The organism is Actinoallomurus acaciae (assembly GCF_042429965.1).
Taxonomy (GTDB): domain Bacteria; phylum Actinomycetota; class Actinomycetes; order Streptosporangiales; family Streptosporangiaceae; genus Actinoallomurus; species Actinoallomurus acaciae.
Genome location: NZ_JBHLZP010001102.1, coordinates 1 through 1086, shown reverse-complemented (window position 1 = coordinate 1086; position 1086 = coordinate 1). Strand labels below are relative to the sequence as shown.

The window sequence follows — 1086 nt, the reverse complement described above, 5'->3', positions numbered from 1 at the left end:
TGGCTTGCCTCCGATGGCGGAGTGGGCTCGGTGGTGATTGTAGAAGTGGAGCCAGCCGGGCAGGGCTGCTCGACGTTGGGCTTTTGAGTTGTAGAGGGGGGCGTAGGCCCAGCCTTCGTCCAGGGTGCGGTGGAACCGCTCGATCTTCCCGTTGGTCTGGGGCCGGTAGGGTCGGGTGCGCTTGTGCTTGATGCCGAGTTCGGCGCACGCGTCACGCCAAACGTGGGACTTGTAGGCCGGGCCGTTATCGGAAGGCACTCGCTCCACGCTCACGCCGTGATCGGCGAACCACACGATGGCGCGCTGCAAGACCCCGATCGTGGTTGCGGCCTTTTCATCGGAACAGATCTCGGCGTAGGCCAGACGCGAGTGGTCGTCGATGACGGTGTGAACGAACGCGGTACCGATCGCGGGCCGGTGGTTCCCGCCCCGCTTGCCGGTGCGATGGGCGGTCGCGCGGGCGTTGCGTTTGCCTTGCTGCCGTCCGAGGTAGCGCCACCCGCCGCCGTCGGGCACGTTGCCGAACTTGGTGACGTCGATATGGATCAGCGACCCGGGACGGCCGTGTTCATAACGACGCGGGGCTCGCCGGTGACCCGGTCGATGTGGGAGAGCCGGTTGATTCGGCAGCGGACCGACACTGCGTGAACAGTCGAGGCCTGCATGTTGAGCCGGCCGGCGATCTAGGCGGGCCCGAGTCGCTGGCGCCACCGCAGAGCGCGATGCGTCGCACCGCCGGTTCGGAGGTCTTGGCCGGGCTGTGATGGGGACGTGAAGACCGGTCGGTCATTCCCGCCGGGCCCTCGTGGCGGTAGCGGTCGGCCCACTTCCTCGCGGTCTTGGGCGAGACCATGAACATCTTCGCCGCCGTAGCGCAGGACCAGCCGGACTCGACGACGAGCAGGGCGAGCCGCAAACGGGTGCGTGGGGTCAGGGCAGCGTTGGCATGGGTAGCGTGTGACACGAAGGCCTCCAGGTGTGTGAAGCGGTGAACCAGACAGCTCCACTTCACAACCGGAGGCCTTCACCTGTCAGACCGACACACCGCCGCCAGGCGGGACAACCTCCCCGGACATCACACCTAGG

At 67.0% G+C, this 1086-nt stretch carries 1 pseudogene; it reads right to left on the bottom strand.

From position 1 onward, the window contains the following. A pseudogene (locus ACFFNX_RS50845) lies at positions 1-964 on the bottom strand (IS481 family transposase); the annotation flags it as partial. Between the last annotated feature and the right edge of the window lie 122 nt (positions 965-1086).